Annotated in this window: 26 protein-coding genes; 23 read left to right on the top strand and 3 right to left on the bottom strand. The window is 73.7% G+C overall.

Annotated elements, in window-relative coordinates; translation table 11 throughout:
• Positions 1-57: 57 nt before the first annotated feature.
• The 5 genes from ruvX to ABZ452_RS22335 all read left to right on the top strand — a co-directional run bounded on the left by ruvX (position 58) and on the right by ABZ452_RS22335 (position 4,359).
• Positions 58-519 carry a Holliday junction resolvase RuvX gene (gene ruvX, locus ABZ452_RS22355; RefSeq protein WP_357946043.1) on the top strand — a complete coding sequence of 154 codons (462 nt, stop codon included), beginning with the start codon at positions 58-60 and terminating at the stop codon, positions 517-519.
• The gene (gene mltG / locus ABZ452_RS22350) at positions 516-1,736 is read left to right on the top strand and encodes an endolytic transglycosylase MltG (RefSeq protein ID WP_357946040.1); all 1,221 of its coding nucleotides are present in this window, start codon (positions 516-518) and stop codon (positions 1,734-1,736) included. Before ruvX ends, mltG begins: the two co-directional genes overlap by 4 nt.
• Positions 1,736-2,551 (top strand): shikimate dehydrogenase, encoded by an 816-nt coding sequence (locus tag ABZ452_RS22345; protein ID WP_357946037.1) that lies wholly within the window; start codon positions 1,736-1,738, stop codon positions 2,549-2,551. Before mltG ends, ABZ452_RS22345 begins: the two co-directional genes overlap by 1 nt.
• 123 nt (positions 2,552-2,674) lie before the next feature.
• Complete coding sequence (gene aroC / locus ABZ452_RS22340) at positions 2,675-3,853, top strand: chorismate synthase (protein WP_357946035.1); 1,179 nt, start codon at positions 2,675-2,677, stop codon at positions 3,851-3,853.
• Positions 3,850-4,359 carry a shikimate kinase gene (locus tag ABZ452_RS22335; protein WP_357946032.1) on the top strand — a complete coding sequence of 170 codons (510 nt, stop codon included), beginning with the start codon at positions 3,850-3,852 and terminating at the stop codon, positions 4,357-4,359. Before aroC ends, ABZ452_RS22335 begins: the two co-directional genes overlap by 4 nt.
• Here the strand turns inward: ABZ452_RS22335 and ABZ452_RS22330 are convergent.
• Both ABZ452_RS22330 and ABZ452_RS22325 read right to left on the bottom strand, forming a co-directional pair.
• A complete protein-coding gene (locus ABZ452_RS22330; protein ID WP_357946029.1) occupies positions 4,349-5,122 on the bottom strand; it encodes a cytochrome c oxidase assembly protein in 774 nt (257 codons plus the stop codon). The two genes, ABZ452_RS22335 and ABZ452_RS22330, sit on opposite strands and share 11 nt — an antisense overlap.
• Positions 5,119-5,643, bottom strand: a complete 525-nt coding sequence (locus ABZ452_RS22325; protein WP_357946026.1) for a DUF2243 domain-containing protein — start codon at positions 5,641-5,643, stop codon at positions 5,119-5,121. Before ABZ452_RS22325 ends, ABZ452_RS22330 begins: the two co-directional genes overlap by 4 nt.
• Positions 5,644-5,781: 138 nt before the next feature.
• Between ABZ452_RS22325 and aroB the strand changes: the two genes are divergently transcribed.
• The 4 genes from aroB (at position 5,782) to nusB (ending at position 8,434) form a co-directional block, all read left to right on the top strand.
• Positions 5,782-6,858: a 3-dehydroquinate synthase gene (aroB, locus tag ABZ452_RS22320; protein WP_357946023.1), complete on the top strand. Its 1,077-nt coding sequence runs from the start codon at positions 5,782-5,784 to the stop codon at positions 6,856-6,858.
• On the top strand, positions 6,855-7,295 hold the full coding sequence (gene aroQ / locus ABZ452_RS22315; protein ID WP_357946021.1) for a type II 3-dehydroquinate dehydratase: 441 nt from the start codon (positions 6,855-6,857) through the stop codon (positions 7,293-7,295). The genes aroB and aroQ overlap by 4 nt, the downstream gene beginning before the upstream one ends.
• Positions 7,296-7,442: 147 nt before the next feature.
• A complete protein-coding gene (gene efp, locus ABZ452_RS22310) occupies positions 7,443-8,000 on the top strand; it encodes an elongation factor P (RefSeq protein ID WP_151461581.1) in 558 nt (185 codons plus the stop codon).
• Positions 8,001-8,023: 23 nt separating this feature from the next.
• On the top strand, positions 8,024-8,434 hold the full coding sequence (nusB, locus tag ABZ452_RS22305; protein WP_210406048.1) for a transcription antitermination factor NusB: 411 nt from the start codon (positions 8,024-8,026) through the stop codon (positions 8,432-8,434).
• Between the two features lie 103 nt (positions 8,435-8,537).
• Here the strand turns inward: nusB and ABZ452_RS22300 are convergent, their stop codons facing one another.
• On the bottom strand, positions 8,538-9,026 hold the full coding sequence (locus ABZ452_RS22300; protein WP_013285505.1) for a helix-turn-helix domain-containing protein: 489 nt from the start codon (positions 9,024-9,026) through the stop codon (positions 8,538-8,540).
• A 285-nt stretch (positions 9,027-9,311) separates the two neighbouring features.
• Here ABZ452_RS22300 and pyrR point away from each other — a divergent pair, with 285 nt between their 5' ends.
• From pyrR to ABZ452_RS22230, 14 genes are all read left to right on the top strand, one after another.
• The gene (gene pyrR / locus ABZ452_RS22295) at positions 9,312-9,893 is read left to right on the top strand and encodes a bifunctional pyr operon transcriptional regulator/uracil phosphoribosyltransferase PyrR (protein WP_357946019.1); all 582 of its coding nucleotides are present in this window, start codon (positions 9,312-9,314) and stop codon (positions 9,891-9,893) included.
• The gene (locus ABZ452_RS22290) at positions 9,890-10,816 is read left to right on the top strand and encodes an aspartate carbamoyltransferase catalytic subunit (protein ID WP_357946017.1); all 927 of its coding nucleotides are present in this window, start codon (positions 9,890-9,892) and stop codon (positions 10,814-10,816) included. Before pyrR ends, ABZ452_RS22290 begins: the two co-directional genes overlap by 4 nt.
• On the top strand, positions 10,813-12,090 hold the full coding sequence (locus ABZ452_RS22285; protein WP_357946014.1) for a dihydroorotase: 1,278 nt from the start codon (positions 10,813-10,815) through the stop codon (positions 12,088-12,090). The genes ABZ452_RS22290 and ABZ452_RS22285 overlap by 4 nt, the downstream gene beginning before the upstream one ends.
• Positions 12,090-13,265 carry a glutamine-hydrolyzing carbamoyl-phosphate synthase small subunit gene (gene carA / locus ABZ452_RS22280; RefSeq protein WP_357946012.1) on the top strand — a complete coding sequence of 392 codons (1,176 nt, stop codon included), beginning with the start codon at positions 12,090-12,092 and terminating at the stop codon, positions 13,263-13,265. Before ABZ452_RS22285 ends, carA begins: the two co-directional genes overlap by 1 nt.
• Positions 13,258-16,605 carry a carbamoyl-phosphate synthase large subunit gene (gene carB, locus ABZ452_RS22275; protein WP_357946009.1) on the top strand — a complete coding sequence of 1,116 codons (3,348 nt, stop codon included), beginning with the start codon at positions 13,258-13,260 and terminating at the stop codon, positions 16,603-16,605. Before carA ends, carB begins: the two co-directional genes overlap by 8 nt.
• 97 nt (positions 16,606-16,702) lie before the next feature.
• Complete coding sequence (locus ABZ452_RS22270) at positions 16,703-17,719, top strand: quinone-dependent dihydroorotate dehydrogenase (RefSeq protein ID WP_357946007.1); 1,017 nt, start codon at positions 16,703-16,705, stop codon at positions 17,717-17,719.
• Between the two features lie 17 nt (positions 17,720-17,736).
• Positions 17,737-19,011, top strand: a complete 1,275-nt coding sequence (locus tag ABZ452_RS22265) for an adenosylmethionine--8-amino-7-oxononanoate transaminase (RefSeq protein WP_357946005.1) — start codon at positions 17,737-17,739, stop codon at positions 19,009-19,011.
• Positions 19,012-19,096: 85 nt separating this feature from the next.
• Positions 19,097-19,936: an orotidine-5'-phosphate decarboxylase gene (gene pyrF, locus ABZ452_RS22260; RefSeq protein WP_357946003.1), complete on the top strand. Its 840-nt coding sequence runs from the start codon at positions 19,097-19,099 to the stop codon at positions 19,934-19,936.
• Positions 19,937-20,111: 175 nt separating this feature from the next.
• The gene (gene mihF / locus ABZ452_RS22255; protein ID WP_013285515.1) at positions 20,112-20,429 is read left to right on the top strand and encodes an integration host factor, actinobacterial type; all 318 of its coding nucleotides are present in this window, start codon (positions 20,112-20,114) and stop codon (positions 20,427-20,429) included.
• A 25-nt stretch (positions 20,430-20,454) separates the two neighbouring features.
• Positions 20,455-20,988 carry a guanylate kinase gene (locus ABZ452_RS22250; RefSeq protein ID WP_357946000.1) on the top strand — a complete coding sequence of 178 codons (534 nt, stop codon included), beginning with the start codon at positions 20,455-20,457 and terminating at the stop codon, positions 20,986-20,988.
• 46 nt (positions 20,989-21,034) lie between these two features.
• Positions 21,035-21,298, top strand: a complete 264-nt coding sequence (gene rpoZ / locus ABZ452_RS22245; RefSeq protein WP_007075826.1) for a DNA-directed RNA polymerase subunit omega — start codon at positions 21,035-21,037, stop codon at positions 21,296-21,298.
• Between the two features lie 15 nt (positions 21,299-21,313).
• Positions 21,314-22,522: a bifunctional phosphopantothenoylcysteine decarboxylase/phosphopantothenate--cysteine ligase CoaBC gene (coaBC, locus tag ABZ452_RS22240; RefSeq protein ID WP_357945998.1), complete on the top strand. Its 1,209-nt coding sequence runs from the start codon at positions 21,314-21,316 to the stop codon at positions 22,520-22,522.
• Positions 22,523-22,620: 98 nt separating this feature from the next.
• Positions 22,621-23,811 carry a methionine adenosyltransferase gene (gene metK, locus ABZ452_RS22235; RefSeq protein ID WP_357945996.1) on the top strand — a complete coding sequence of 397 codons (1,191 nt, stop codon included), beginning with the start codon at positions 22,621-22,623 and terminating at the stop codon, positions 23,809-23,811.
• Between the two features lie 59 nt (positions 23,812-23,870).
• On the top strand, positions 23,871-25,994 hold the full coding sequence (locus ABZ452_RS22230; RefSeq protein WP_357945993.1) for a primosomal protein N': 2,124 nt from the start codon (positions 23,871-23,873) through the stop codon (positions 25,992-25,994).
• The last annotated feature ends 162 nt before the right edge of the window (positions 25,995-26,156 follow it).

Raw genomic sequence — 26,156 nt, 5'->3', positions numbered from 1 at the left:
GCCAGGGCGGACCGCTCGGTCCGCCCTGGCCCGTACCGGGGGAAAGGTGTCCGGTAGATGGCTGAACTGTCCCGTGGTGTCCGGCTCGGCGTCGACGTCGGCCAGGTCCGGGTCGGGGTGGCCCGCTCCGATCCGCACGGCATCCTGGCCACCCCGCTGGTCACCCTGGCCCGTGACCTGACGACCGGGCCGGACGCGGTGCCCACCGACATCGCCGAGCTGGTCCGGCTGGCCGCCGAGCACGAGGCGGTGGAGATCGTGGTGGGTCTGCCGGTCAACCTCGCCGGAAAGCACGGCCCCGCGGCGGCGAACGTCTCAACGTACGCTGACCGGTTGGCCGATGTAATGGGGCCGATTCCGGTGACGCTGACGGACGAGAGGATGTCGACCGTGGTCGCGAGTCGTAGGCTGGCCGAACGGGGCGTCCGGGGAAAGCGCCAACGGGCGGTGGTCGACCAGGCCGCCGCGGTGGAGATTCTGCAGAGCTGGCTGGACGCGCAGCGGAGGCGGACGCAATGATCGACGATCTTGATCTGGGGTTCGACGAGGCGGAGAGGGGGGAGAAGGGCCGGCACCGGCGCAGCGCCGTGCGCAAGCGCAACGGCGGGTCGGGTGGCGGCCGGGGCAAGACCATCTTCGCCCTGCTCATGGCGATCGTGCTGCTGGGCGGCATCGGCGGCGGCGTGTACGTGGGCTTCGACCGGATCCGCAACCACTTCGTCACCCCGGACTACGACGGCCCGGGCACGGGCGAGACGCTGGTCGAGGTGAAGGCCGGCGACACCCTCACCGACATGGGCATCACCCTCTACGAAGCCGGTGTGGTGAAGAGCACCAAGGCGTTCATCGAGGCCGCCGACGCGAACTCGCGCAGCAAGAACATCCAGGTCGGCCGCTACAAGGTCCGCAAGCAGATGAAGGCCGCGGACGTGATCACGCTGATGCTCGACCCGAAGAGCCGGGTGGTCAACGGGGTGACCATCCCCGAGGGCACCATCAGCCTGAACATCTATCAGATCCTCTCGAAGCAGACGAAGATCCCGGTCAAGGACTTCCAGACCGCCGCGAAGGATCCGGTCAAGCTGGGCGTGCCCGCCTTCTGGTTCAACCGGGAGGACGGCAAGAAGGGCCCGAAGAGCATCGAGGGCTTCCTCTACCCGTCCACCTACGAGATCCCGCCGAAGGCCACCGCCGAGCAGATCCTGTCGATGATGGTGGACCAGTTCATGACCGTGGCCGGGCAGCTCGACTTCGTCGACCGGGCGCAGAAGGAACGGAAGATCTCCCCGTACGAGGCGCTGATCACCGCCTCGATCGCCGAGGCCGAATCGGTCAACGCGGTGGACCTGCCGAAGGTCTCCCGGGTCATCTACAACCGGGTCTACGCCGGCAAGATCGGCTGCAAGTGCCTCGGCATCGACAGCGGCATCAACTACTACTTCCGCCTGCAGGGCAAGGACCCGAAGGACTCCGACGACCTGCTGCAGAGCGAGATCAACGACCTGAAGAACCCGTACAACACGCACAACGTGGCCGGCCTGCCGATCACCCCGATCAGCAACCCGGGTGAGGCCGCGCTCAAGGGCGCCCTGGAGCCGCCGCCCGGCGACTGGATCTTCTTCATGACGATCGACCAGAAGGGCACCATGGGCTACGGCTCGAACGACGCCGACTTCCGTCAGCTGCAGAAGAAGATGTGCGACAACAAGGTGCTCACCGGGGAGAACTGCACCTGATGAAGGCCGCCGTCGTCGGCCGGCCGATCGCCCACTCGCTCTCCCCGGTGATCCACAACGCCGGGTACGCGGCGGCCGGGTTGACCGGGTGGTCGTACACCCGGATCGAGTGCGCGGCCGACGAGCTGCCCGGCCTGGTCGCGGGCCTGGGCCCCGAGTGGGCCGGCCTGTCGGTGACCATGCCGGGCAAGGAGGCCGCGCTCGCGCTGGCCGACGAGGCCTCGCCGGTCGCCGCCGCGGTCGGCGCCGCCAACACGTTGGTACGCCGGCCCGACGGCACCTGGTACGCCGACAACACCGACGTCGCCGGCATGGTCGACGTGCTCACCGCCGCCGGGTGCGCCTCCGGTGCCACCGTCACCGTGCTCGGCGCGGGCGGCACCGCCCGGGCGGCCGTCGCGGCGGCGGCCCGGATCGGCGCGGCCGAGGTGACCGTGGTGGCCCGCCGGCCGGAGGCGGTACGGGAGCTGGGCTCGACGGCCGAGGCGGTCGGCGTCCCGCTGGTCGGCGCGCCCTGGGACGGCGCCCCGGCGCACGCCCGGGCCGACCTCGTGGTCTCCACGGTGCCGAAGGGCGTGGCCGACCCGCTCGCCGACAACTTCGACTGGCGGCCCGGAACGGTCTTCTTCGACGTGGTCTACGACCCGTGGCCCACCCCGCTCGCCGCGGCGGCGGTCGCCGCCGGCTGCCGGGTGGTCTCCGGGCTGGACCTGCTGCTGGCCCAGGCGGTCGGCCAGTTCGAGCACTTCACCGGCGTGTCCGCGCCCCGGGAGGCGATGCGCGCCGCGCTGGCCGAGGCCCGCGCCCCGGCCTGACCCGGGGGCCGCCCGATTCCCGGAGCCGCGCCACGCGCCCGCCGCCCGGACGGCCGCGTCCGCAGGGCGGGACGCGGCGGGCAGTGCGAGGTGTCGCACACCGGGCGTGACAGACTGACCGCTGTGTTGCGCTGGCTGACTGCAGGTGAATCGCACGGACCCGCCCTCGTCGCGCTGCTGGAGGGGGTGCCCGCCGGCATCGAGGTGACCACCGCGGAGATCTCCGGCGAGCTGGCCCGGCGCCGGCTCGGCTACGGCCGGGGCGCCCGGATGTCCTTCGAGCAGGACGAGATCGAGATCATCGGCGGGCTCCGGCACGGCGTGACCATCGGCAGCCCGGTGGCCGTCCGGGTGGGCAACTCGGAGTGGCCGAAGTGGCGCACCGTGATGGCCGCCGACCCGGTCGACGCGGAGGAGCTGGCCGGTCAGGCCCGCAACGCCCCGCTCACCCGCCCCCGCCCCGGCCACGCCGACCTGGCGGGCATGCAGAAGTACGGCCACACCGACGCCCGGCCGATCCTGGAGCGGGCCAGCGCCCGGGAGACCGCCGCGCGGGTCGCCGTGGGCGCCGTCGCCAAGGCCCTGATCAAGCAGGCCCTCGGCGTCGAGATCGTCTCCCACGTGGTGGAGCTCGGCCCGGTCGGCGTCAAGCCCGGCCTGCGGCCCGCCCCGTCCGACGCCGCCCGGATCGACGCCGACCCGCTGCGCTGCCTCGACCCGGAGGCCAGCGCCCGGATGGTCGCCGAGGTCGACGCCGCCAAGAAGGCCGCCGACACGCTCGGCGGCGTGGTCGAGGTGCTGGCGTACGGGGTGCCGCCGGGCCTGGGCAGCCACGTCCAGTGGGACCGCAAGCTCGACGCCCGGCTGGCCACCGCGCTGATGTCGATCCAGGCCATCAAGGGCGTGGAGATCGGCGACGGCTGGTCGCAGGCGCGCTCGCGCGGCTCCGAGGCGCACGACGAGATCCTGCCCACCGCCACCGGCGTGCGCCGGGTGACCGACCGGGCCGGCGGCCTGGAGGGTGGCATCACCACCGGCGAGCCGCTGCGGGTGAAGGCGGCCATGAAGCCGATCTCCTCGCTGAACCGGGCGCTGTCCACCGTCGACGTGCTCACCGGCGAGCCCGCCACCGCGATCAACCAGCGCTCGGACGTGTGCGCCGTGCCGGCCGCGGCCGTGGTGGCCGAGGCCATGGTGGCGCTGGTGCTGGCCGAGGCGGCGGTGGAGAAGTTCGGCGGCGACTCGGTCGCCGAGATGCGCCGCAACCTGTCCGGCTACCTCGACGCGCTGGTGATCAAATGAGCACCCGGCCGGTCTGCGTGCTGGTCGGGGCGCCCGGCTCCGGCAAGACCACGGTGGGGCGGGCGCTCGCCGGTGCGCTCGGCGTCGAGTTCCGGGACACCGACGCCGACATCGAGCAGCTCGCCGGCAAGCCGATCCCAGAGATCTTCGTGGACGAGGGCGAGGATCACTTCCGTACCCTCGAACGGGCCGCGGTGGCGGCGGGGCTGGCCTCGCACGCGGGCGTGCTCGCCCTCGGCGGCGGCGCGATCCTGGCCGAGGAGAACCGCGCCGCGCTGATCGGGCACACCGTGGTGCACCTGTCCGTGGAGCTGCCCGACGCGGTCAAGCGGGTCGGTCTCGGGTCCGGCCGGCCGCTGCTGGCGCTGAACCCGCGCGCCACCCTCAAGCACCTCATGGAGCAGCGCCGCCCGCTCTACGCCGAGGTGGCCACCGCGACCGTGCTGACCGACGGGCGTGCCCCGGAGGAGATCGCCGGCGAGATCGCGGCCCTGCTCAAGCCCTGACCGCCGCGGGCCGGGGCGCCCGCTCCGGCCGCCAGGTGACGAGCAGGGCGAGGGCCAGCAGGATCTCGGCCAGGTCGCCGCCGTAGTACATGACCGTCGCGCCGGCCCGCAGCTCGTCCCCGGTCGCCGTCACGTCCACGAGCACGCCGGCGTAGAGGAGCTGGGCGAGCACGGCGTGCGCCGCCACCCCCACCCCGAGCACGACCAGCCGGACCGGGACCCGGGGCCGGTGCGGGCCGGGATCCGGCCCGGCGATCGACCAGGTGAACAGGTACCCGCTGAGCACGAAGTGCAGCAGCACCAGCCCGTGCAGCGCCGGATGGGTCAGGGTGGCCCGGTGGAGCGGGGTCAGGTACAGCAGCCAGAGCCCGCCCGCCGTGAGCAGCAGCCCGGTCACCGGGTGGGCGAGCGCCTGGAGGGCCGGGCGGCGCAGCACCCGCAGCGCCGCGCGACCGACCCGCCGGTCCACCGTCCGCAGGGCCAGCGTGCCGGGTGCGCCGAGCACCAGGGCCAGCGGCGCCAGCATGCCGAGCAGCAGGTGCTGGGCCATGTGCCCGGGCAGGTCGGCGGCGGGCAGCAGCAGCCCGGCGGCGAGCAGCGCGGCGCCGAGGCCGAAGCTCGCCGTCCGCCGGTGGTCCCATCCGGGCCCGCCCGGGTCCCGCTGCCGCAGCGCCGCCGCCAGGTAGGCCCAGAACAGCACCGGGGGTACGAGCGCGGCGGCCGGGAAGGCGCCGGCGGCGTGCCCGGCGTGGGCGAGGCTCACCGCCGCTCCGGAGCGCAGAGGTCGACGGCGGACGCCCGCCGCTGCACCGCCCAGCCGACCGCGACGAAGACCGCGCCGAGCGCCAGGAAGCCGAGGTCCCACCAGAGCTGCTGCGGACCGCCGTGCACGTGGTGGATGCCGAGGATCTGGTGGTCGACGAGCCCTTCGACCAGGTTGAACAGGCCCCAGCCGACCAGCGCCCAGCCCCACAGCGCGGGGGAGCGCCACAGCCGGCCCCGGGACCGGGTGACCCGGGCGTACAGCAGGGCCAGGCCGGTCAGCACCGCCACCCAGGTGACCGTGTGGAACAGCCCGTCCCAGAGCGTGTTCATCCTCAGCCCGGCGACCGTGTCCACGGGGTAGTACCTGATCCCGATCCGGTCGGTGTCGGTGCTGCTCAGCAGGTGGTGCCACTGGAGTACCTGGTGGAGCAGGATGCCGTCGACGAAGCCGCCGAGGCCCACGCCGAGGATCGTCGCCGGCACGCGGATGTCCGCGCCGTCCATGGTTGGTCGGGTCATGCCTGCACCTCCGCCGTCGGGGGGTTCGTCCCCACCGTTACTGCCCGCCCCTGCCCGGTCAAACGTCGGCGACGGCGGATCGGCCACGGAGTGGACAGTCGCCGCCCCGGCGCAGCCCGCTCGACTAGGCTGCCCGCGATGGACGAGGTGACCCGGATCCCGGTCGGCGGCGAGCGGCCGTACGACGTGCTGGTGGGACGCGACCTGCTCGACCCGCCGCCCCGGCTGCTGCCCGACGCCGAGCGGGTGGCCTTCCTGCACGCGCCCCCGCTCAAGGGGCTGGCCGAGGAGCTGGCCGAACGGGTGCGCGCGGCCGGGGTGACCCCGCTGCTCATCGAGGTGCCCGACGCCGAGGCGGGCAAGCACGTCGAGGTGGCCGCGGCCTGCTGGGACCGGCTCGGCGAGGCGGGCTTCACCCGCACCGACGCGGTGGTCGGGGTCGGCGGCGGGGCGGTCACCGACCTGGCCGGATTCGTCGCGGCCAGCTGGCTGCGCGGGGTGCGCTGGGTGCCGGTGGCGACCTCCCTGCTCGGCATGGTCGACGCCGCCGTCGGTGGCAAGACCGGGATCAACACGGCGGCCGGCAAGAACCTGGTCGGTGCCTTCCACCCACCGGCCGGGGTCATCTGCGACCTGGCGACGCTGGACAGCCTGCCGCCGGCCGACCTGGCCGCCGGCATGGCCGAGGTGGTCAAGTGCGGCTTCATCGCCGACCCGGTGATCCTCGACCTGGTGGAGCGGGACCCGGCCGCCGCGCTGGACCCGACCGGGCCGGTGACCCGCGAGCTGATCGAGCGGGCGGTGCGGGTCAAGGCGGACGTGGTCTCCGGTGACCTGCGCGAGTCCGGGGTGCGTGAGGTGCTCAACTACGGGCACACGCTGGCCCACGCGATCGAGAAGGTGGAGGGCTACCGCTGGCGGCACGGGCACGCCGTCGCCGTGGGCCTGGTCTACGCGGCCACGCTGGCGCGGCTCGCCGGGCGGCTGGACGCGGCCACCGCGGAGCGGCACCGGGCCGTGGTGGCGGCGCTCGGCCTGCCCACCGGCTACCGGGCCGACGCCTGGCCGGAGCTGCTGGCCGCCATGCGGGTGGACAAGAAGGCCCGGGGCAGCCGGCTGCGCTTCGTGGTGCTGGACGGCCTGGCCCGCCCGGCGATCCTGGAGGCGCCGTCGGACGAGCTGCTGGCGCGGGCGTACGAGGAGATCAGCGGATGAGGGTCCACGTGCTCAACGGGCCGAACCTGGGCCGGCTCGGCACCCGCCAGGTCGACGTCTACGGGGTCACCAGCTACGCCGACCTGGTGACCCTCTGCGAGGAGACCGGTCGCGAGCTGGGGCTGGACGTGGTGGTGCGGCAGACCGACGCCGAGCACGAGCTGCTGGGCTGGCTGCACGCGGCGGCCGACGAGGGCGCGGCGGTGGTGCTCAACCCGGCCGCCTGGTCGCACTACTCGATAGCGGTCCGGGACGCCTGCGCCCTGCTGCGCGGCCCGCTGGTCGAGGTGCACATCTCCAACATCCACGCCCGCGAGGAGTTCCGGCACCACTCGGTGGTCTCCGCGGTGGCCACCGGGGTGATCTGCGGGCTGGGCGTGGACGGCTACCGGCTGGCCCTGCACCACCTGGCCGGGCGCCTCGCCGACGGCGCCTGACGAGCGGTCCCGCTGCGTGACGTTCCGCACGTCCGGGCCGGTGCGCCGGGCTCGGCGGGGCCCGGCCGGCGAGCAGCCCGGCGACCCGGTTCGACACAGCTAGTAGACTTCGTAGGTCTGTCCGCCAATTGAAGATCAAGGCAGGAAATGGCCTCCACCAACGACCTCAAGAACGGCCTGGTACTCAACCTCGACGGGGAGCTGTGGGCCGTCGTCGAGTTCCAGCACGTCAAGCCCGGTAAGGGCGGTGCGTTCGTGCGTACCACGCTGAAGAACGTGCTGTCCGGCAAGGTGGTCGACAAGACCTTCAACGCGGGCACCAAGGTCGAGACCGCCACCGTCGACAAGCGCACCATGCAGTACCTCTACGCCGACGGCGAGGACTACGTCTTCATGGACCTGGAGACGTTCGACCAGATCACCGTTCCCGGCGGCACCGTCGGCGAGGCGGCCAACTACCTCCTCCCCGAGGCCGAGGCCACCGTCGCCACCCACGAGGGCCTGCCGCTCTACATCGAGCTGCCGACCTCGGTGGTGCTCGAGATCACCTACACCGAGCCGGGCCTGCAGGGCGACCGGTCGACCGGCGGCAACAAGCCGGCCACCGTCGAGACCGGCGCCACCGTCCAGGTGCCGCTCTTCATCACCACCGGCGAGAAGATCAAGGTCGACACCCGCGACGGCCGTTACCTCGGCCGAGCCTGATGGCGGAGGGTGCCAAGCAGCAGATGCCGGCGCGCCGCAAGGCGCGCAAGCGGGCGCTGGACGTGCTCTTCGAGGCCGACCTGCGGGACCGGCCGCCCGTCGAGGTCCTCGCCGGCTACCTGGAGCGGATCGAGAAGCCCCGCCCCGAGCACGTCGGCTACGCGGTCGGCCTGGTCGAGGGGGTCGCCGCGCACCTCGACCGGATCGACGAGGTGATCGCGAGCTACGCCGAGGGCTGGACGCTGGACCGGATGCCGGCGGTCGACCGCAACCTGGCCCGGATCGCGGTCTACGAGCTGCTCTACGTCGACGAGATCGACGACGCGGTGGCGATCAGCGAGGCCGTCGAGCTGGCCCGGCAGATGTCGACCGACGACTCGCCGCGCTTCCTCAACGGCATCCTCGGCCGGATCGCCGAGTACGCCACCCGCTGACGCCGCGGCAACGCCAGCTCGCGCGTCCCGGCGCCGCGACCCGGAGCCGCAGACAAACGAAAGGGCCCGCGCCGAACGGCGCGGGCCCTTCGTGTCGGGCGCGTCAGGAGGCGAAGAACGCCCGCGGGTCGGCGACCAGCACACCGTGCTCGGTGAGCCGCTCGATCAGGCCCGACGGCGAGGCGTCGTAGACGATCGCGAGGGCGCGCAGGTCGTCGGCGCGGATGGAGAGCACCCGGCCGTTGTAGTCGCCGCGCTGCTGCTGGATGGCGCGGGCGTACCGGGCGACGTAGGCCAGGTCCTCGGAGGCCTCGTCGTAGAGCCGCTCCAGGTCCAGAACGATCTTGCTGGTGGGCTCGTGGCGCACCCCGCTGCCGTCGGGCAGCAGCTCCGAGACGGGAACTCGGTAGAAGTCGGCCAGCTCCGCCAGGCGGGACACGGTGACGGCGCGGTCGCCACGCTCGTACGAGCCGACCACCACGGCCTTCCACCGCCCGTTCGACTTCTCCTCCACACCCTGCAGGGACAGGCCCTGCTGCTGGCGGATGGAGCGCAGGCGGGCGCCCAGCGACTTGGCGTATTCAGAGGGCATTCGGACACTCCCAGTGCTGCTCGGGGTTCTCCCAGCTATCGCTACGGAGCGTGACGGTACGGGGATTGCGACACGCGGTCAAGTGTTCGTGACGACCCCGGTAGGCCCGGCGTACGGGTTGTCCACATTTCTCCACGCTGACCGGCTGGTCAGTCCCGGCGGTGGCCGGCCCGGTGACCGCTGGTAACGTGGCGTGAAGCCCCGGTCCGGGCCCTGCGCGGCCCGCCGGAGTCAACCAGACGTCCTTTAACGACCCGTCCCGTGAGGCGGGGAAGGAGGTCCGCCGTGGCCTACCCACCGGCTGCCCACCCGTCGCCGCCGCGACAACCCTCGGTGAAGGTCATCCTCGCCGCCGCCGACGTGTCGCGGGTGGTCGACCGCATCGCCCACCAGATCCTCGAGAAGACCCAGGGCGCCGCCGACACCGTGCTGCTCGGCATCCCCACCCGCGGGGTCCCGCTCGCGAGGCGCCTCGCCGCCCGGATCAGCACCTTCGAGGACGTGACCGTCCCGGTCGGGGTGCTCGACATCACGCTCTACCGCGACGACCTGCGCCGGCACGCCACCCGCGCGGTCGGCCCCACCGACCTGCCCCCGGGCGGGATCGACGGCCGGCGGGTGGTCCTCGTCGACGACGTGCTCTTCTCCGGCCGCACCGTGCGGGCCGCCCTGGACGCGCTCAGCGACGTCGGCCGCCCGGCCTCGGTGCAGCTCGCCGTCCTGGTCGACCGGGGGCACCGCCAGTTGCCGATCCGCGCCGACTACGTCGGCAAGAACATCCCCACCGCGCTCGCCGAGAGCGTCAAGGTCACCCTGGCCGAGACGGACGGCGCGGACGAGGTCCGGCTGCACGGAGGCGCCGCATGATCCGTCACCTGCTCTCCGGGGCCGACCTGGACGCGGCCACCGCCACCCGGATCCTGGACACCGCGGCCGAGATGGCCACGGTCGCCGGCCGCGAGGTCAAGAAGCTGCCGGCGCTGCGCGGCCGGACCGTGGTCAACCTCTTCTACGAGGACTCCACCCGGACCCGGATCTCGTTCGAGGCGGCCGCCAAGCGGCTCAGCGCCGACGTGATCAACTTTTCCGCCAAGGGCTCCAGCGTGACCAAGGGCGAGAGCCTGAAGGACACGGCGCTCACCCTCCAGGCCATGGGCGCCGACGCGGTGGTCGTCCGGCACCCCGCCTCCGGCGCCCCGCACCGCCTGGCCAACTGGGTGGACGGCTCGGTGGTCAACGCCGGCGACGGCACCCACGAGCACCCCACCCAGGCGCTGCTGGACGCCTACACGATGCGGTCCCGGCTGGGTCGCCTGGACGGCCTGCACGTGGCGATCGTCGGCGACGTGCTGCACTCCCGGGTGGCCCGCTCCAACGTCCTGCTGCTCTCCACCCTGGGCGCGAAGGTCACCCTGGTCGGCCCGCCGACCCTCATCCCGGTCGACATCTCTCCCGCACTGGCACCCGGCACCGACGTCTCCTACGACCTCGACACCGTTCTTCCCGGTGTGGACGTGGTGATGATGCTGCGGGTGCAGCGGGAGCGGATGAACGACTCCTACTTCCCCTCCGCCCGCGAGTACGCCCGCCGCTACGGGCTGGACGGGCCGCGGATGCGCCGGCTGCCGGAGCACGCGATCGTCATGCACCCCGGCCCGATGAACCGGGGGATGGAGATCACGCCCGAGGTGGCCGACTCGCCCCGCTCCACCATCGTCGAACAGGTCGCCAACGGGGTCTCCGTGCGGATGGCCGTCCTCTACCTGCTGCTCGGAGGGAACAACCGGTGACCGCGTACCTGGTCAGGAACGTGAGTGTGGTCGGCGCCGCGCCGACCGACCTGCTGATCCGCGACGGCGTCGTGGTGGAGACCGGGGCCGGCCTGGCCGCGCCCGACGCCACGGTGCTCGACGCCACCGGCCTGGTGGCCCTGCCCGGCCTGGTCGACCTGCACACCCACCTGCGCGAGCCGGGCCGGGAGGACGCCGAGACCGTGGAGTCCGGCTCCCGGGCGGCGGCGCTGGGCGGCTACACGGCGGTCTGCGCCATGGCGAACACCTCGCCGGTGGCCGACACGGCCGGCGTGGTCGAGCAGGTCTGGCGGCTCGGCCGGGAGGCCGGGCTGGTCGACGTGCAGCCGATCGGCGCGGTCACCGTCGGCCTGGCCGGCGAGCGGCTCGCCGAGCTGGGCGCGATGGCCGACTCGGCGGCCCGGGTGCGGATCTTCTCCGACGACGGACACTGCGTCGCCGACCCGAAGCTGATGCGCCGGGCGTTGGAGTACGTCAAGGCGTTCGACGGGGTGATCGCCCAGCACGCCGAGGAGCCCCGGCTCACCGAGGGCGCCCAGATGCACGAGGGCGAGGTCTCCACCCGGCTCGGGCTGACCGGCTGGCCGGCGGTCGCCGAGGAGGCGATCATCGCCCGCGACGTGCTGCTGGCCGAGCACGTCGGCAGCCGCCTGCACATCTGCCACGTCTCCACGGCGGGCAGCGTCGAGGTGCTGCGGCACGCCAAGGCCCGGGGGGTGAAGGTCACCGCCGAGGTGACCCCGCACCACCTCCTGCTCACCGACGAGAAGGCCGCCAGCTACGACCCGGTCTACAAGGTCAACCCGCCGCTGCGCACCGCCGCCGACGTCGCCGCGCTGCGGGCGGCCCTGGCCGAGGGCGTGATCGACATCGTCGCCACCGACCACGCGCCGCACGCCGTGGAGGACAAGGAGTGCGAGTGGGCGTACGCCCGGCCGGGCATGCTCGGTCTGGAGACGGCGCTCTCCATCGCGCTGGACGTGCTCGGGCCGCAGTGGGACCTCATCGCCGAGCGGATGTCCCGCGCCCCGGCCCGGATCGCCGGGCTGGACTCCCACGGCCTCGACCCGGCCCCCGGCGTGCCGGCCAACCTGACCCTGGTCGACCCGGCCGCCCGCCGGGTCGTCGAGCCGGCGGAGCTGGCCAGCCGCAGTCGCAACACCCCGTACGCCCGCATGACGCTGCCGGGTCGCATCGTGGCGACCTTCCTGCGCGGCGAGCCGACGGTCCTGGACGGAAAGGCTGTCAAGTAATGGCGAAGCGCAGAAGCGCGATCCTCGTCCTGGAGGACGGGCGCACGTTCCACGGCGAGGCGTACGGCAGCGTCGGGGAGACCTTCGGTGAGGCGGTCTTCAACACCGGCATGACCGGCTACCAGGAGACCCTCACCGACCCCTCCTACCACCGCCAGGTGGTGGTGCAGACCGCGCCGCACATCGGCAACACCGGCGTCAACGGCGAGGACGACGAGTCCGGCCGGATCTGGGTGGCCGGCTACGTGGTGCGCGACCCGGCCCGGATCGGCTCCAACTGGCGGGCCACGGGCGGGCTGGAGGACCGGCTCGCCGCCGAGGGTGTGGTCGGCATCAGCGGCGTGGACACCCGGGCGCTCACCCGGCACCTGCGCGAGCGGGGCGCCATGCGGGTCGGCATCTCCAGCATCGACGACGACCCGGTCGCCCTCCTCGACCGGGTCCGCCGCGCGCCGCAGATGGTCGGCGCGGACCTTTCCGCGGAGGTGACCACCGAGAAGCCGTACGTCGTCGAGGCGGTCGGCGAGCACCGGTTCACCGTCGCGGCGCTCGACCTGGGCATCAAGCGCAACGTGCCGCGCCGGCTGGCCGCCCGCGGCGTGACCACCCACGTGCTGCCCGCCGGCTCCCGCATCGAGGACCTGCTGGCCACCGGCGCGGACGCGGTCTTCTTCTCGCCCGGGCCGGGCGACCCGGCCACCGCCGACGGGCCGGTCGCCCTGGCGCGGGAGGTGCTAGGCCGGCGGATCCCGCTGTTCGGCATCTGCTTCGGCAGCCAGATCCTCGGCCGGGCGCTCGGCTTCGGCACCTACAAGCTCGGCTACGGCCACCGCGGCATCAACCAGCCGGTGCTCGACCGGGCCACCGGCAAGGTCGAGGTGACCAGCCACAACCACGGCTTCGCCGTCCAGGTGCCGGGCGCGCAGGCCGGGGCGGTCGTCCCCGACCAGGTGATCGACACCGAGTTCGGCGGCGTCCAGGTCTCCCATGTCTGCCTCAATGACAACGTGGTCGAGGGGCTGCGGGCCACGGACGTGCCCGCCTTCACCGTCCAGTACCACCCCGAGGCGGCGGCCGGCCCGCACGACGCGGACTACCTCTTCGACCGTTTCGCCGAGCTGATCGAGGGCCGCGGCCCCGACCGGAAGCAGAGTGAGGGGCGCACGGATGCCTAAGCGGACCGACCTCAAGCACGTCCTGGTCATCGGCTCCGGGCCGATCGTCATCGGCCAGGCCTGCGAGTTCGACTACTCCGGCACGCAGGCCTGCCGGGTGCTGCGCAGCGAGGGGATCCGGGTCAGCCTGGTCAACTCCAACCCGGCCACGATCATGACCGACCCCGAGTTCGCCGACGCCACCTACGTCGAGCCGATCACCCCGGAGTTCGTCGAGCTGGTCATCGCCAAGGAGCGCCCCGACGCGCTGCTGCCCACCCTGGGCGGGCAGACCGCGCTGAACACCGCGGTCGCCCTGCACGAGGCCGGCGTCCTGGAGAAGTACGGCGTCGAGCTGATCGGCGCCAACATCGACGCCATCAACCGGGGCGAGGACCGCCAGCTGTTCAAGGACATCGTGGCCAAGGCCGGCGTACGCCTCGGGCTGGACGACCCGTCGTCGCTGGTGCCCCGCTCCCGGGTCTGCCACTCGATGGACGAGGTCCGCGACACCGTCGGGGAGCTGGGCCTGCCGGTGGTGATCCGGCCGTCGTTCACCATGGGCGGCCTGGGCTCCGGCATGGCGCACACCGACGAGGACCTGACCCGGATCGCCGGGGCCGGCCTGGCCGCCAGCCCGGTGCACGAGGTGCTCATCGAGGAGAGCGTGCTCGGGTGGAAGGAGTACGAGCTCGAACTCATGCGCGACCGCCACGACAACGTGGTGGTGGTCTGCTCGATCGAGAACGTCGACCCGATGGGCGTGCACACCGGCGACAGCGTCACCGTGGCCCCGTCCATGACGCTGACCGACCGGGAGTACCAGCGCCTGCGTGACCTGGGCATCGCGGTGCTCCGCGAGGTCGGCGTCGACACCGGCGGCTGCAACATCCAGTTCGCGGTGAACCCGGCCGACGGCCGGATCGTCGTGATCGAGATGAACCCGCGGGTGTCCCGCTCCTCGGCGCTCGCGTCGAAGGCCACCGGCTTCCCGATCGCCAAGATCGCCGCCAAGCTGGCCATCGGCTACACCCTCGACGAGATCCCCAACGACATCACCCTGAAGACCCCGGCGGCGTTCGAGCCGACCCTGGACTACGTGGTGGTGAAGATCCCGCGGTTCGCGTTCGAGAAGTTCCCCGGCGCGGACCCGGAGCTGACCACCACCATGAAGTCGGTCGGCGAGGCCATGAGCCTCGGGCGCAACTTCACCGAGGCGCTGAACAAGGCGATGCGCTCGATGGAAACCAAGTCGTCGGGTTTCTGGACCACCCCGGACCCGGCGGGGGCCACCAGGGAGAACACCCTCGCCGCGCTGCGGATGCCGCACGACGGCCGGATCTACACGGTCGAGCGGGCGCTGCGGTTGGGCGCGTCGATCGCCGAGGTGACCGAGGCGTCCGGCGGCATCGACCCCTGGTTCCTGGACCAGATCGCCGCGCTCGTGGAGCTGCGGACCGAGATCGTCGACGCCCCGGTGCTCGACGCCCAGCTGCTGCGCCGGGCCAAGCGGGCCGGCCTCTCCGACCGGCAGCTCGCCGCGCTGCGCCCCGAGCTGGCGGCCGAGGACGGCGTCCGCACCCTGCGCCACCGGCTCGGCATCCGGCCGGTCTACAAGACAGTGGACACCTGCGCGGCCGAGTTCGAGGCGACCACGCCGTACCACTACTCGACGTACGACCAGGAGACCGAGGTCGGGCCCTCGGACCGGCCGAAGGTGCTCATCCTGGGCTCCGGGCCGAACCGGATCGGGCAGGGCATCGAGTTCGACTACTCCTGCGTGCACGCCGTGCAGGCGTTGCGGGAGGTCGGCTACGAGACGGTGATGGTCAACTGCAACCCGGAGACCGTCTCCACCGACTACGACACCGCCGACCGGCTCTACTTCGAGCCGCTCACCTTCGAGGACGTGCTGGAGGTCTGGCACGCCGAGGACTCCTCCGGCAAGGCGGCCGGCGGTCCGGGCGTGGTCGGGGTGATCGTGCAGCTCGGCGGGCAGACCCCGCTCGGCCTGGCAAAGCGGCTCAAGGCCGCCGGCGTGCCGATCGTCGGCACCTCCCCGGAGTCGATCCACCTGGCCGAGGAGCGCGGCGCGTTCGGCGCGGTGCTGTCCCGGGCCGGGCTGCGCGCCCCGGCGCACGGCATGGCCACCTCGTACGACGAGGCCAAGGCGATCGCCGACGAGATCGGGTACCCGGTGCTGGTGCGGCCCTCGTACGTGCTCGGCGGCCGCGGCATGGAGATCGTCTACGACGACGCCACCCTGCGCGACTACATCGGCCGGGCCACCGACATCTCGCCGGACCACCCGGTGCTGGTGGACCGCTTCCTCGACGACGCCATCGAGATCGACGTGGACGCCCTGGTCGACGCCGACGGCGCGGTCTACCTGGGCGGCGTGATGGAGCACATCGAGGAGGCCGGCATCCACTCCGGCGACTCCTCGTGCGCGCTGCCGCCGATCACCCTGGCCGGCTCGCACCTGGCCCAGGTGCGCCGCTACACCGAGGAGATCGCCCGCGGGGTCGGGGTGAAGGGCCTGCTCAACGTCCAGTACGCGCTCCAGGGCGACACGCTCTACGTGCTGGAGGCCAACCCGCGCGCCTCCCGGACGGTCCCGTTCGTCTCCAAGGCCACGGCGGTGCCGCTGGCCAAGGCGGCGGCCCGGATCGCGCTCGGCGCCACCATCGCCGAGCTGCGCGCCGAGGGGATGCTGCCGCCCACCGGTGACGGCGGCACCATGCCCGCCGACGCCCCGATCGCGGTCAAGGAGGCGGTGCTGCCGTTCAAGCGGTTCCGCACGCCGTCCGGCAAGGGCATCGACGTGCTGCTCGGCCCGGAGATGAAGTCCACCGGCGAGGTGATGGGCATCGACACCAACTTCGGGCACGCCTTCGCCAAGTCGCAGTCCGCCGCGTACGGGTCGCTGCCGACCGCCGGGAAGATCTTCGTCTCGGTGGCCAACCGGGACAAGCGCGGCATGATCTTCCCGATCAAGCGCCTGGCCGACCTGGGCTTCGAGATCGTGGCCACCACCGGCACGGCCGAGGTGCTGCGCCGGCACGGCATCGCCTGCGAGCAGATCCGCAAGCACTACGAGTCGGGCGAGGGCGAGGACGCCGTCTCGCTGATCCTCGGCGGCGACGTGGCCCTGGTGGTGAACACCCCGCAGGGCTCCGGCGCGAGCGCCCGCTCCGACGGCTACGAGATCCGCAGCGCCGCCGTGACGGCGGACATCCCCTGCGTCACGACGGTGCCCGGCGCGGCAGCGGCGGTAATGGGCATCGAGGCGAGGATCCGGGGCGACATGCGGGTCCGCCCCCTCCAGGAGCTCCACGCCGCCCTCCGGGCCGGCGAGTGACAGCCCCGCTGCCGTTGATCATGAAGTTGTTGTCCGGCGCGTCGGCGTGTCGGGGCGATAACTTCATGATCAACGCGGTCGGGCCGGGGAGGCGGGCGTGATCTTCGAGAAGGTCGTGCGGCCTCGGTTGTTTCGGATCGGGGGTGGGGACGCCGAGGTGGCGCACGAGTGGACCTTGGCGCGGCTTTCCTCCGTGGCTCGGCGGGCGGCCGTGCTCGGGGCGCTGCGGGCGCGGTACTTCCGGGGGGCGCCGCGGACCGTGTTCGGGGTGGAGTTCCCCAATCCGGTCGGGTTGGCGGCCGGGATGGACAAGAACGGGGTGGCGCTGCCCGCCTGGCCGGCGTTGGGCTTCGGCTTCGTCGAGGTCGGCACCGTCACCGCGCACGCCCAGCCGGGCAACCCCCGGCCCCGGCTGTTCCGGCTGCCCGACAGCGAGGCCGTGGTCAACCGGATGGGCTTCAACAACGCCGGCGCCGACGCCCTCGCGGCCCGGCTGGCGGCGCTGCCACGCCCGCTCGGCGTACCGCTGGGCATCTCGCTCGGCAAGTCCAAGGTGACCCCGCTGGACGACGCCGTCGAGGACTACCTGGCCTCCTACCGGGCGCTGAAGGGGCACGGGGACTACTTCGCGGTCAACGTGTCCTCACCGAACACCCCGGGGCTGCGGTCCCTCCAGGACCGGTCCCACCTGGACGCGCTGCTCGCGGCCCTGGTGGGGGAGAAGCCGGTGCTCGTGAAGATCGCCCCCGACCTCACCGAGCCGGCCGTCGCCGAGCTGCTGGAGGTCTGCCTCGACCGCGGCGCGGCCGGGGTGATCGCCACCAACACCACCCTGGCCCGCGACGGGCTCGCCCCGGCCGACCGGGAGCGGGGCGCGGAGACCGGCGGCCTCTCCGGCCGACCGCTGACCGCCCGCGCCCGCGAGGTGGTCGCCTTCGTGCACCGCGAGACCGGCGGCCGGCTGCCGGTCATCGGCGTGGGCGGGATCCTCGACCCGGACGACGCGACCCGGATGTTCGACGCCGGGGCGAGCCTCGTCCAGCTCTACACCGGTTTCATCTACCGGGGCCCGGCCCTGGTCCGGTCGGTGGCCCGGGCGGCCGCCCGGCGCTGACACCACGAAGGAGAACCGTGACGCCCGAGGAGATCCTCGCCGCCGACCGCCGGCACGTCTGGCACCCGTACGCGGCCCTGCCGCCGGCCAGCCCACCGTACGTCGTGGAGAGTGCCGAGGGCGTACGGCTGCGGCTGGCCGACGGCCGGGAGCTGGTCGACGGGATGTCGTCCTGGTGGGCGGCGATCCACGGCTACCGGCACCCGGTGCTGGACGCCGCGGTCACCGACCAGCTCGGCCGGATGAGCCACGTCATGTTCGGCGGCCTCACCCACGAGCCCGCCGTACGCCTGGCGCGGACCCTGGTGGAGCTGGCCCCGGACGGCCTGGAGCACGTCTTCCTGGCCGACTCGGGCTCGGTCAGCGTCGAGGTGGCGGTGAAGATGTGCCTGCAGTACCAGCGGGCCCTGGGGCGGCCGGAGCGCCGCCGGCTGGGCACCTGGCGGGGCGGCTACCACGGCGACACGTTCCACCCCATGAGCGTCTGCGACCCGGAGGGGGGCATGCACCACCTCTGGGGCGACGTGCTGCCCCGGCAGGTGTTCGCGCCGGTGCCACCGTCCGGCTTCGACACCCCGCCCGACCCGGCGTACGAGGCGGCGCTCGTGGACGCCGTCGAGCGGCACGCCGGCGAGCTGGCCGCGGTCATCGTGGAGCCGGTGGTGCAGGGCGCCGGCGGGATGCGCTTCCACAATCCGCACTACCTGCGGGTGCTGCGCGAGGTGACCCGCGCGCACGGGATCCTGCTGGTCTTCGACGAGATCGCCACCGGCTTCGGCCGGACCGGCACCATGTTCGCCGCAGAGCACGCCGGGGTCGCCCCGGACGTGCTCTGCGTCGGCAAGGCGCTCACCGGCGGGTACCTCACCCTCGCCGCGGCGCTCTGCACCCCCGAGGTGGCCCGCGCCATCTCGGCCGACGGGGTGCTGGCGCACGGCCCCACCTTCATGGGCAACCCGCTCGCCTGCGCGGTCGCCAACGCCTCCCTGGACCTGCTGCGGGCCGGGGACTGGGCCGGCCGGGTGGTGGGCATCGCCGAGGGGCTGCGGGCCGGCCTGGCGCCGCTGCGCGACGCCCCCGGGGTGACCGACGTGCGGGTGCTCGGCGCGATCGGCGTCGTGCAGCTCGACCACGAGGTGGACCTGCCCCGGGCGACCGCCGCCGCGGTGGCGCAGGGGGTCTGGCTGCGCCCGTTCCGGGACCTCGTCTACACCATGCCGCCGTACGTCTGCGACGACGCGGACGTGGCGCGGATCGCGGCCGGCGTGGCCGCGGCCGTCAAGGCCGGCTGAGCCCGGCGGACGGGACGACCGGCGGCGGGACGCCGTCGCCGGACACGACGCGGCCCGACGCCGCGCCAGGAGAGGGAGAGACGCGATGGAGACCTTCGGCGCCCGCCTGCACCGGGCCGTGGCCGAGCGGGGACCGCTCTGCGTGGGGATCGACCCGCACCCCGGGCTGCTCGCCCGCTGGGGACTGTCCGACGACGTCGAGGGCCTCGACCGGTTCTGCCGGACGGTGGTGGAGGCCATCGGCGACCGGGTGGCCGTGGTCAAGCCCCAGTCGGCGTTCTTCGAGCGCTTCGGGTCCCGGGGTGTCGGAATTCTTGAGTCAACTATCCGACAGTTGCGAAATTCGGGCTCGCTCGTTCTCCTCGACGTCAAGCGCGGCGACATCGGCTCGACGGTCAGCGCGTACGCGTCGGCCTACCTCGATCCATCCAGCTCGCTGTATGTCGACGCGGTCACCGCGAGTCCCTACCTCGGGGTAGGTTCGCTCGCGCCGATGTTCGAGCTGGCGGCCGCGCACGGCGGCGGCGTCTTCGTCCTGGCGCTCACCTCGAACCCCGAGGGAGCCGCCGTGCAGCGTGCCGTCGGGGCCGACGGGCGCACCGTGGCGCAGACCGTCATCGACGAGATTTCCCAGCTCAACCGGGGTGCCGAGCCGCTCGGCAGCTTCGGGCTGGTGGTCGGCGCCACGATCGGTGACACCGGTCACGACCTCACCGCGGTGAACGGTCCGCTGCTCGCCCCGGGGCTCGGCGCGCAGGGCGCGACGGCCGCCGACCTGCGTACCGTCTTCGGCTCGGCCCTGCCCTCGGTGCTGCCGTCGTACTCCCGGGAGGTGCTGGGCGCGGGGCCGGACCAGGCCGCCCTGCTGGCCGCCACCGACCGCGTGCTGGCCGAGTGTCGGGCCGCCCTGGCCACGCGTGACTGACTGACGGCTCGGTCACTTTCCGTTGATCTTCGCGCGCCCACGTTGCCGAAAACGCCGTTGACCGCTAGTTTTCCCCGCGCTGGGAACCACTGACCCCTTTGGTTGCCAGCGACACCACGTTTCACAGCTGCGGCGGTGCACCCCGCCCGCCGTACTAGGGACCTGAGGAGAACTGGTGCCGCTCCCGTCACTGACCCCCGAGCAGCGCGCTGCCGCGCTGGAGAAGGCCGCGGAGATCCGCAAGGCCCGTGCTGAGCTGAAGGAACAGCTCAAGCAGGGCAAGACCACCCTCGCCACCGTCCTCGAGCGGGCCGAGTCCGACGACGTCGTGGGCAAGCTGAAGGTTTCGGCCGTGCTCCAGGCGATGCCGGGCATCGGCAAGATCCGAGCCACCCAGATCATGGAGAAGCTCAAGATCGCTGACAGCCGCCGACTGCGTGGCCTGGGCGAGCAGCAGCGCAAGGCGCTGCTTGGAGAGTTCGCCGCCAACTGAACGACCCACCGTGTAGAAACAAGCGGTGAGCACGGATGACGAGGCGCGCCCGGCGGCTCGGCTCACTGTCCTGGCCGGACCTTCGGGAGCCGGCCGGGAGAGTGTCGTCGAGCTGGTCCGGGCGCGCTTTCCGTCCGTGTGGGTGCCGGTGGCCGTGACCACCCGGCCGGCCTGCCCCGGCGAGGTGGACGGCGTCGACCGGCTCTTCGTCGACGCGGGCGACTTCGACCGCATGGTCGCGGCCGACGAGCTGCTGGAGTGGAGCCGGATCGGGCCGTACCGGCGCGGGGTGCCGCGCGCGGGCGTGCGGTCCCGGCTCGCCGAGGGGCGGCCGGTGCTGCTCCCGCTGGACCTGCCGGGCGCGCTCGCCGTCCGAGCCGTGGCGCCGGACGCGCGGCTGGTGCTGCTCACCCCGCCCGCGTACCGGCCGGACCCGGCCGTCGCGGCCGCCTTCGCACACGCCGTCGTGCACGACCGGACCGAGCGCGCGGCCGACGAGCTGGTAGGCTTGCTCGGTTCTTCCTTCCTGGCTCCGGCCCGACCGCGCCCGAGCGGTTGAGAGGCCACCGCCCCCGGGCGGTGCACAACGACGCAGAGGTTAATTCGTGGGATCCATCGCCAACCCCGAAGGCATCACCAACCCGCCGATCGACGAGCTCCTCGAGAAGACCACCTCGAAGTACGCGCTGGTCATCTTCGCCGCCAAGCGCGCGCGCCAGGTCAACGCCTACTACAGCCAGCTCGGTGAGGGCCTGCTGGAGTACGTCGGCCCGCTGGTGGAGACCACCCCCCAGGAGAAGCCGCTCTCCATCGCCATGCGCGAGATCAACGCGGGTCTGCTCACCGCCGAGCCGACCGACCAGCCGTAAGCCCCGCCCGCGCCGATGGCCGCCGAGATCGTCCTCGGGGTCGGTGGCGGCATCGCCGCCTACAAGGCGTGTGAGCTGCTCCGGCTCTTCACCGAGTCGGGTCACCGGGTCCGGGTCGTGCCGACCGCGTCGGCGCTCCGTTTCGTCGGGGCGCCGACCTGGGCCGCGCTCTCCGGTCAGCCGGTCGCCGACGACGTCTGGTCCGACGTGCACGAGGTGCCGCACGTCCGCCTCGGGCAGCACGCCGACCTGGTCGTGGTGGCGCCCACCACCGCCGACCTGCTCGCCAAGGCCGCCCACGGCCTCGCCGACGACCTGCTCACCAACACCCTGCTGACCGCGCGCTGCCCGGTGGTGCTGGCGCCGGCCATGCACACCGAGATGTGGGAGCACCCGGCCACCGTCGCCAACGTGGCCACCCTGCGGTCCCGCGGCGTCCTGGTGATCGAGCCCACCGTCGGCCGGCTCACCGGCAAGGACACCGGCAAGGGCCGGCTGCCCGACCCGGCCGAGATCTTCGCGGTCGCCCGCCGGGCCCTGGCCCGCGGCGGCGCCGCCCCCGCCGACCTGGCCGGCCGCCACGTGGTGGTCACCGCCGGCGGCACCCGGGAGCCGCTCGACCCGGTCCGCTTCCTCGGCAACCGCTCCTCCGGCAAGCAGGGTTACGCGTTCGCCCGCGCCGCCGTGGCCCGGGGCGCCCGGGTCACCCTGGTCTCGGCGAACGTCGCCCTCACCGACCCGGCCGGTGCGGACCTGGTCCGGGTGGGCAGCACCGAGGAACTGCGCAAGGCCACCCTGGAGGCGGCCGCCGACGCGGACGCCGTGGTGATGGCCGCCGCGCCCGCCGATTTCCGCCCCGCGACGTACGCGCCCGGTAAGATCAAGAAGTCGGACGACGGCAGCGCGCCCACGATCGAGCTGGTCACCAACCCGGACATCGCGGCCGAGCTGGGCCGGCGCCGGCGGCCGGAGCAGGTGCTGGTGGTCTTCGCCGCGGAGACCGGCGACGCCGAGGCCAACGGCCGGGCCAAACTCGCCCGCAAGCGCGCCGACCTCATCGTGATCAACGAGGTCGGCGTGGACAAGGTCTTCGGGGCCGAGACCAACGCCGCCACGGTGATCGGGGCGGACGGGTCGGTGCACCGGATGCCCGAGCAGCCCAAGGAGGACCTGGCCGACGCCGTCTGGGACCTCGTGGTCGCCCGCCTGCCGGAGCGGTCCTGACGGTTGGTCACTCTCCGGTTCCCCGGGTCACCCTGGGAGCACGGTGACTAAACTGCCGCCGAGCGACCTTTAAAAGTCTTCACATGCTTAGGAGTGCCGTGACACGTCTCTTCACGTCCGAATCGGTCACGGAAGGCCACCCGGACAAGATCGCCGACCAGATCAGTGACGGCATTCTCGACGCACTGCTCGCCCAGGACCCCCACAGCCGCGTGGCGGTCGAAACCCTGATCACCACCGGCCAGGTGCACGTCGCCGGCGAGGTGACCACGAAGGCGTACGCCGACATCCCGACCATCGTGCGGGACACCATCCTGTCGATCGGCTACGACTCGTCGAAGAAGGGCTTCGACGGCGCCTCCTGCGGCGTGAGCGTCTCCATCGGCGCCCAGTCGCCGGACATCGCGCAGGGCGTCGACAACGCGTTCGAGCTGCGTACCGGCTCGTCGGAGAGCGCGCTGGACGCGCAGGGCGCCGGCGACCAGGGCATGATGTTCGGCTTCGCCTGCTCCGAGACCCCCGAGCTGATGCCGCTGCCGATCGCGCTCGCCCACCGGCTGGCCCGCCGGCTCGCCCAGGTACGCAAGGACGGCACGATCCCCTACCTGCGGCCCGACGGCAAGACCCAGGTGACCATCGAGTACGACGGGCTGCGCCCCGTCCGGCTCAACACCGTCGTGGTCTCCAGCCAGCACGCGGCCGACATCTCGCTCGAATCGCTGCTCACGCCGGACGTCCGCGACCACGTCATCACCCCGGAGCTGGAGGGCCTCGGCCTGGACACCGAGGGCTACCGGCTGCTGGTCAACCCGACCGGGCGCTTCGAGATCGGCGGCCCGATGGGCGACGCCGGCCTCACCGGCCGAAAGATCATCGTCGACACCTACGGCGGCTACGCCCGGCACGGTGGCGGCGCGTTCTCCGGCAAGGACCCGTCCAAGGTGGACCGCTCCGCCGCGTACGCGATGCGCTGGGTCGCCAAGAACGTGGTCGCCGCCGGCCTGGCCGAGCGCTGCGAGGCGCAGGTCGCGTACGCCATCGGCAAGGCCCACCCGGTGAGCCTCTTCATCGAGACCTTCGGCACCGAGACCGTGCCGGTCGCCTCGATCGAGAAGGCCGTCGCCGAGGTCTTCGACCTGCGCCCGGCCGCGATCATCCGGGACCTCAACCTGCTCCGCCCGATCTACCAGCAGACCGCCGCCTACGGCCACTTCGGCCGCGAGCTGCCGGACCTCACCTGGGAGAGCACCGACCGGGCCGCCGACCTCAAGTCGGCCGCGGGAGCCTGACCGGCACCAGGCGAGGCGACCGGCGACCCGCCGAGGGGTCGCCGGTCGCTCGCGTCTGCGTGGACGTGCCCCTGCCGCACCTCGACCGCCCCTTCGACTACCTGGTTCCCGACACCCTGGACGCCGACGCCCGGCCCGGGGTGCGGGTGAAGGTCCGCTTCGCCGGCCAGCTCGTCGACGGCTGGCTGCTGGAGCGCGTCGCGGAGTCCGCGCACCCGAAGCTGGCGTACCTGGAGAAGGTCGTCTCCCCGGTGCCGGTGCTGGCGCCGGAGGTGGCCGCGCTGGCCCGCGCGGTCGCCGACCGCTACGCCGGCAGCCTCGCCGACGTGCTCCGGCTCGCCGTCCCACCCCGGCACGCCCGGGTCGAGAAGGACGTCACGGCGACCGACACGGCCGCCGCCGACGCCCCGCCGGCCGCCGCCGACCCGGGCACCGGCCCCGGCCCCGATGCCGCCACCGCGGCGACCGCGCCCGCGGACGCCGGCCCGGACGCCGCCACCGCGGCGACCGCGCCCGTCGACGCCGGCCCGGACGCCGCCACCCCGGTGACCGCGCCCCCGGACGCCGGGCCCGATGCCGCCACCCCGGCGACCGCGCCCGCAGACGCCGGCCCGGACGCCGCGGAGCCGGTCGACCCGCGCGGCTGGCGGGACTACCCGGCCGGGCCGGCCCTCCTGCGCGCCCTCACCGCCGGCCGGGCGCCCCGGGCCGTCTGGTCCGCGCTGCCCGGCGAGGACTGGGCCGACCGGTACGCCGACGCCGTGGCGGCCACCGTGGCCGGCGGCCGGGGCGCCGTGGTCGTGGTGGCCGACGCCCGGGACCTGGACCGCCTGGACGCCGCCCTGACCGCCGTCCTCGGGCCCGGGCGGCACGCCTGCCTCTCCGCGGCGGCCGGGCCGGCCCGCCGCTACCGGGCCTTCCTCGCCGCGCGCCGCGGCGACGTGCCCGTGGTGATCGGCACCCGGGCGGCGATGTTCGCCCCGGTCGAGCGGCTCGGCCTGGTCGCCGTGTGGGACGACGGGGACGACCTGCACGCCGAGCCCCGGGCGCCCTACCCGCACGCCCGCGACGTGCTGCTCACCCGCGCCCAGCTCGGCGGGACCGCCGCCCTCGTCGGCGGCTACGCCCGGACCGCCGAGGCCCAGCTGCTGGTGGAGACCGGCTGGGCCCGCGAGGTGGTCGCCGACCGGGCGACGGTACGGGCCCGCATGCCGGCGATCGCGCCGACCGGGGACGACCCGCACTTGGCCCGGGACCCCGGCGCCGCGTCCGCCCGGCTGCCCAGCCTGGCCTGGACCACCGCCCGGGACGCGCTCCGTGCCGACCTGCCGGTGCTCGTGCAGGTGCCCCGCCGCGGGTACCTGCCCTCGGTGGCCTGCGCCGACTGCCGGGCCCCGGCCCGCTGCCCGCACTGCGCCGGGCCGCTGGGCCTGCCGTCGGCCGAGGGCGTGCCCGCCTGCCGCTGGTGCGGGCGGGTCGCCGCCGCGTACGCCTGCCCGGAGTGCGGCGGGCGGCGGCTGCGCGCGTCCGTCACCGGCGCCCGGCGGACCGCCGAGGAGCTGGGCCGCGCGTTTCCGGGGGTGCCGGTACGCACCTCGGGGCGGGAGGAGGTGCTGGCGACCGTGCCGGCCGGCGCGGGCCTGGTGATCGCCACCCCCGGGGCGGAACCGGTCGCCGAGGGCGGCTACGGGGCGGTGCTGCTGCTCGACTCGTGGGCCCTGCTCACCCGGGCCGACCTGCGGGCCGGGGAGGAGGCGCTGCGGCGCTGGCTGGCCGCCGCCGCGCTGGCCCGGCCCGGGCCGGCCGGCGGCCGGGTGGTGGTGGTCGCCGACGGGGCCCTCGCGCCGGTGCAGGCGCTGCTGCGCTGGGACTCCGCGTGGTTCGCCACCCGGGAGCTGGCCGAGCGCCGCGAGCTGGGCTTCCCGCCGGCGGTGCGGATGGCCAGCGTCACCGGCGTGGCCGACGCGGTGGCCGACCTGCTGGCCGGCACCCGGCTGCCGGACGGCGCCGAGGTGCTCGGCCCGGTGCCGGCCGACGAGGGGCGGGAGCGGATGCTGGTCCGGGTGCCCCGGGCCCGGGCCGCCGCCCTGGCCGGGGCGCTGCACGCGGCCGCCGGGCAGCGCAGCGCCCGCAAGGCGGCGGATCCGGTCCGGCTCCAGATCGACCCGCTCAGCCTGTTCTGAGCCCGCCCGCCGCCCGTGACCTGCCGCACGCGGGCCGTCGCGTACGGTCGTGAGCTGGGGTTTGCCACACACCGCGTCCGGCAAATGGGTGGAAGACGCGTGATAGCATCGCCCGTCATGCCCAGGCGCACGACGGCTCCCGGGCGCGGCGCGGCAAAGCGG

The sequence above is a fragment of the Micromonospora sp. NPDC005707 genome (genome assembly GCF_040631005.1).
Classification (GTDB): domain Bacteria; phylum Actinomycetota; class Actinomycetes; order Mycobacteriales; family Micromonosporaceae; genus Micromonospora.
Note: the sequence above shows the minus strand (reverse complement) of the source record. Positions and strands in the feature narration are given on the sequence as shown.